Origin of the sequence: Microcystis flos-aquae FACHB-1344 (assembly GCF_014698375.1) — a bacterium.
Lineage (GTDB): Bacteria > Cyanobacteriota > Cyanobacteriia > Cyanobacteriales > Microcystaceae > Microcystis > Microcystis aeruginosa.
Genome location: NZ_JACJSW010000009.1, coordinates 1 through 5,640, shown reverse-complemented (window position 1 = coordinate 5,640; position 5,640 = coordinate 1). Strand labels below are relative to the sequence as shown.

Annotated in this window: 3 protein-coding genes and 1 pseudogene; 1 reads left to right on the top strand and 3 read right to left on the bottom strand. The window is 44.1% G+C overall.

Going from position 1 to position 5,640, the window contains the following annotated elements; genetic code table 11:
• Positions 1 to 172 (top strand): annotated as a pseudogene (locus H6G48_RS00135) (IS630 family transposase); the annotation flags it as partial.
• Here the strand turns inward: H6G48_RS00135 and H6G48_RS00130 are convergent.
• The 3 genes from H6G48_RS00130 to H6G48_RS00110 all read right to left on the bottom strand — a co-directional run bounded on the left by H6G48_RS00130 (position 169) and on the right by H6G48_RS00110 (position 5,365).
• Complete coding sequence (locus H6G48_RS00130) at positions 169 to 2,349, bottom strand: nSTAND1 domain-containing NTPase (RefSeq protein WP_190717899.1); 2,181 nt, start codon at positions 2,347 to 2,349, stop codon at positions 169 to 171. The pseudogene H6G48_RS00135 and the gene H6G48_RS00130 overlap by 4 nt on opposite strands.
• Before the next feature lie 654 nt (positions 2,350 to 3,003).
• The gene (locus H6G48_RS25705) at positions 3,004 to 4,833 is read right to left on the bottom strand and encodes a pentapeptide repeat-containing protein (protein WP_199328690.1); all 1,830 of its coding nucleotides are present in this window, start codon (positions 4,831 to 4,833) and stop codon (positions 3,004 to 3,006) included.
• Positions 4,823 to 5,365: a pentapeptide repeat-containing protein gene (locus H6G48_RS00110; protein WP_190717896.1), complete on the bottom strand. Its 543-nt coding sequence runs from the start codon at positions 5,363 to 5,365 to the stop codon at positions 4,823 to 4,825. The genes H6G48_RS25705 and H6G48_RS00110 overlap by 11 nt, the downstream gene beginning before the upstream one ends.
• Positions 5,366 to 5,640: the final 275 nt, after the last annotated feature.

The window sequence follows — 5,640 nt, the reverse complement described above, 5'->3', positions numbered from 1 at the left end:
ATTTGTCAAAAAGAAATGTTTATATGGTAAATATTATGAGAACTTTTCTGACTTTTCTTCAGCTATTTATGAATGTCTGAATGATGCCCATCTGAAACATAAAAAAGAACTGGGTTCCTTGCTGACTCTACGATTTCAGAAGTTTAATAAATCTCAGATTATGAACGTCTAAAGTATAAATACCCGTTGCGATCGCTGTCGATCCTCTTCGTTCAGTTGAGCGTATACGAATTCTGCGTGATTGGCCAGTGCTGCTTCTACGCCGCCAATCTGGTCATAAGCCTGATTGGTTAGCCATCCATCTCGCTGGTTTGACCACAATTGCGTGAGGGCAAATTCCAACAAGGGCAAACGCCCTGGCTGCTCGTTCATGGCATGGATCAGCTTCTGGATTAATCCATCCTCTAATTTCACTTGCATTTGGGCGGCGGGCTTGGCGATCGCGGCTGGCAATTCTTCCCGGTTCATCGGCCCCAAAACCTGAATGGCACCTTGCAAGGCATCACTCAAGGGGCGGTAAGCCAGGGCATAGCCGCAAAAGTCTGCTCGTAGGGTCAGAATCAGGGTGAACCCTGGAGCAAATTTCACGGCATTTAGTACAGTATCCAAAAAAGTCTGTCGCTCTGACTCTGGACAAAGGGTATAGAGTTCTTCAAATTGATCGGCGATCAAAATCAGGCGCATCCCTGAATTCTGCTGTTTAACCCACTCGATGAGGTGGGATAATCCCTGGTCGTCTTGCCGCAAGAGCCGCTCTAGTTCTACTGCGTTAGCGAAACTGTCGCTTTGACCTTCTGGGAGAGCATCGCCACACCCCTGTTGGGGCTGATGTAGAGAGACAAATTTAGCGATCGCAGGACACTGCGCCAACCCAGTTGCTAAGGCTTCAAACGGATTATTCCCTGGGCGAAACGAAACAATCTGTACAGACGGCGAGCCTTGTTCTTTCATGCCGCTACTGCCTAATTCCTGACGCAAGCGCGGCACTAATCCCGCAAAGACGACGGATGATTTGCCACTGCCAGAAGCACCAATCACCGCCACCAATGGCTTTTGTTTGACCGCCGCCAGCAGTGCCTGAGTTACCTGCTCCCGCCCAAAGAAGAACCGAGCATCTTCCTCCCGAAAGGCAAATAGACCGCGATAGGGACAGGTTGGCGTTCCTCCAAGCTGAATCCAAGTGGGAGGTTCAACGGCTAGATTTTGGCAAATCACGGGCAACCAAGACGCTGCTGGAAAATCATCTTCTAATCCTTGGAGCTTTCGACGCGCTTGCTGAACGGCAAGATAAAGCGGCAATTGCTCGATCGCAAATGCTGTCAGAAACTGCTGAAAGAACTCTTGTGCCACCCGATTGGGAATCGGTTCGCGCATGACAATCACGGTGGGAATGTGTAGTTTCTCCAGTGCTTGTGCCAAGCCTAAGCCATCGCAAGAATTAAAAATAGCCAGCTTTAAACCCTTCTCGATCGCGGTTTTCAGTGCCTCTTCTAACTGTGATATCGTCAAACTATTGTGGGTTGAATTCTCATTAATATATATTCGACCCGTTTGTCCCTGGGTTTGACTGTGACCGGCAAAAAACAGGATGTCCCACCCTTCAGGCTGCCATAATTGAGTATTGAACTCCTGGCGTGAGGGGTTGGCCAGGAACTTAACTGACCCATCCTGCAACCGCTGAAGTAAGCGGGTTTCTGTGGCTAAATCAATGCCAGAGCTATTGCCTAAGACTGCTAAAATCCTGACTTTCTGCTCAGTTTTTGCTGACTTCAGAACATTTCGATAGTGGTACTCTGGTTGACTCAACGCCATTTCCGCTTGGGGATAATCCTCAAAGAAATGCCAGCGATGCCAAGGAAGAGAGCGCAATTCCAGATCGTTAGTTTCAATAATGACTCGGATGGGAGCGGATGAGTCGAGTCGCGATCGCAGTTGCAGTTCAATGGGGAGAAAACCCTCTGATTTCAGCCAAGTATTGATGCTTGCCTGTAGCTGCTGGCACAACTCATCAAAACTGACCTGAGAAATATTGGTAATGCCTGCTTCACTGATTTCTAGTTCACCAACTTCTACGAGAGAAGCTGAAGATAGATGTCCTGGTTGGGATATTATGGGATGGCGTTGTCCGCCCGTAATGCGTTCAGTTTCGCTGCGTCCAAGGCGATCGCATAGTCCCCGATAAACAAGCTGCCAATTCCGATACAGTTCCACTAAAGCGGGTGCGGCGGGCAACGTGCCGATAAATTGCTCTGGCCGCGGATTGCCATCCGTCCATAATTGAACGGTAACTCGCGGAAATCCTTGATACAAATTCCCACTGCCTAGATTAATAATCACTGACTTGTTCATTTCAGACGCACCCGTATTTGACAGTGAAACTTTCACCGTTAATGCTACAATCTTTTACCTTATCTTTACAGAAACGCTACTGCGTTAATTTTTTGACCGAATTTAGGCTCTCCCGACTTCTTGGTGTAAACTGTATATTAGAATACGAATCCTCTGATTTACAAACGTTTAGAATTATTATCAGCTAAAAAGTGGTCAAAAAAATGTTAATTAGATCCTTTATCGTCAAAGAGGTGCGTTACACGTTGTTAACGCACCCTACAAGAGCGGCGATCGCACTGATTCAAGCGGTTCGGTTTTTCCTTGTCGAACAGTACCCAAAGTTTTTTCAAAATTAGGCTTGAGACTCATTAAATTTGTACCACGAGTATTTCCGCATTTCCCCAATTGAACGGCGTTTTTGATCACAATAAGTAAGGCTCTGGCTCTTCTGGTTTGTGTGTGACAAGTGTTCGAGAGGAATACAGATGGCTTGACTATGGCTTGACTTCACCTTGGGTTTCGTGTGGGGGCGCTTCGCGCCCCCACACGAAACCCGGAAGAGCCAGGCTCTCCCGTACTTGTGGTGAAAACCCCGGTATTCCTGACAGCTTCCTCGAAAATGTATTTATCGTTAATGTGTTCTTTTCATCGGAAATTTGTGTTCTATGTAGCTTACTTAATTTCAACCATCTCTTCAGCTTGTGGCTTAAATCTCTGGGGAAACTTTGTTTTCGTAGAATACTTAGCACCCTTCAAATTAGCACCACTCAAATTGGTACCACTCAAATTAGCACCACTCAAATTGATCTTCCTCAGATCAGCCTTAATCATATTTTTACCACTCAAATCAATACCACTCAAATCAATACCACTCAAATTAACGCCCTGCAAGTCCTTAATCTTCTCAATGGGCTGAATTCCGAGGTCTTCAGGTGTCAATTTTCCTGGAAGAGAAGGCTTTTGCCCATCAAGGTAGAAAGCTCCCGTAAATTTCAAATCTTGTAACTTCGTCTCCTTAAATTTGCTGAGGTCTGCTCCACTAAGGTTAGTCAATTTCCAAGACTTCACCTTGTCAAGATTTTCTGCATCATTGAGATTAGCATTCGTCAGATTAGCATTCGTCAGGTTAGCCTTACTCAGGTCAGTGCTTTTCCCTTTCTCTTTACCTAACAATTTATTGGTTGTTTCATTTGTTTTAGGGCTTTTTTTATCGGGTTTTCCCAGTTGAACACCACTGAGGTTAGCCCCACTCAGTTGAACACCACTGAGGTTAATCCCTCTCAGATCCCAACTACGCAGGTCAACCCCACTCAGGTTAACCCCTGTCAGATTCCAACTATGCAGGTCAACCTTATCCTCTTTCAGGACAGCCCCACTCAGGACAGCCCCACTCAGGTCAACATTAACCCCTTTCAGGTCAACGTTTCTCAGGTCAACCCCCCTCAGCTTCGCCCCCCTCAGCTTCGCCCCCCTCAGCTTCGCCTCACTCAGATTACTACCACTTAGGTCAGCCCCACTTAGATCACTATCTCTCAAGTCAGCCTCACTCAGTATGGCCTTGCTTAAATTAGCGTTTTTTAAATTGGCCTTCCGCAGGTTGATACCGCTCAAGTTGGCACCTGGTGCCTGTATCCTCTCCAAACCGTCGCCTTCTTTGGCTAGTCTTTCCAATCCCAGACGATTAGCACCATAAATTTGATTTTTTGTTTTATCGGAGTTAATAATTTCCCAAGCGCGATACCGAGATTCATAGTCAACTTTAATTAATCCATTAATCAAAAGAACTAAAGCACCGATAATCGACAGCGTCTGTAACTTGTCCAAAATCGGAAAAATATCCAGGTGAGCAATAGAATAGTTTAGAGATTCGATCGCGCGTTCTAATTTCATAAACCCCAAGTTCTGCAGCAAGTAAACCCGTAAGGAACGTCGAGATTCTTGGAAAAGGCGATGCTCGTAGTATTTATCAAACAGGTGATTGTAAATGGGGGGTGGAAGTTCGAGATCCTTGGCTTTTTGAAAAAATTGTTCATTCCAGGTTTCCCGGTTAGCCATCCCTTTGAGTTGGTAGAGTTCATCTAGGGTAGTGTCGATCTTTTTCCATTGCTGTTCCGATTTGTCTTTTTCAGCATCAGATATTTCTTGAATGATTGTCGAGCGGCTAATTTTCCAATTGCAGGTGTTGGCATTTGTAAGATTAGCTCCATTTAGATCAGCACCTTGTAAACAGGCGCGCTCTAAGATAGCATCGCACAATTGACTCCCTTGCAAATTAGCTTGGGATAAATCGGCATCGGTGAAATTAGCGCCATTTAGCTGCGCTCCTGCCAAGTTAGCCCGCGTCAAATCGGCATCCGTAAAATCAGCTCTATCTAGCGTGGCATTACTCAAATCAACAAACCGAAGATTAGCATTACGAAAGCTAGCGCCTGTCAAATTTAATCCTGACAGATTTACCCCACTCAGATTTAGAGAATCAAAGTTTTTTGCTCTAGTTGCCATTTCTAATATCTCCGCCTACTATTTTATCATTCCCCACTCGAACAACCCAATTTCGCACCTTCGGATATTTCAAATAACTATTGCCGATGGCAGCACACTCTAGTCCTTTCGCCTTAGTCCAAATCGTGCGCTTCAATCTCGCTCCACGAAAATTAACACCTGTAACATCAGAATTGCCGAAGTCAGCTTCTATTAAATTTGCTTGCCCAAAGTTGGTACTATCTATACATCTGAAGGAGACCGCTAGATCGCGAAATCCAGAATATTGAGATTTAATTTTTTGAGTCTCAAAAGCTTGCTGTTTGGTCTCGGCAATCTTGCTTTTCGTGAGGAGTAATATTCCCCAAAAAATAAAAGATAAAACAGCTAAGACTAAAAAGAAACCAGATAAGAGTAAAAAGAATAATTCAGAGATATAATCAGAGATATAAGAGAAATAGGGAAAATCAAGATCACCAGATTCAAGCCAGTAGTTTATAAGAAAAACTATAATAATTAGTGAAGCTAATGCTAAATACGAGGGAATCAACACAAACAACGTAAACCAAAACATATGTAAAAATCGGCAAATAAATGACTTTTTAATTTTATTTATTAACTTAACCCCCAAATTGTGGATATCAAAAACTGAGACAGACAATAAAAATAGAAACCAGATGATCAGAACAGGAAGGAAAAACCATTTCCAATCAGACTGACAGGGGGACAAGCCAGCTGAAAAGCTTATGTAGCATGGAATACAGACACAGACTCCCAAAAAAGATAAGTCATATTTACCATATATGACCTAAATAACGAAAATGATAA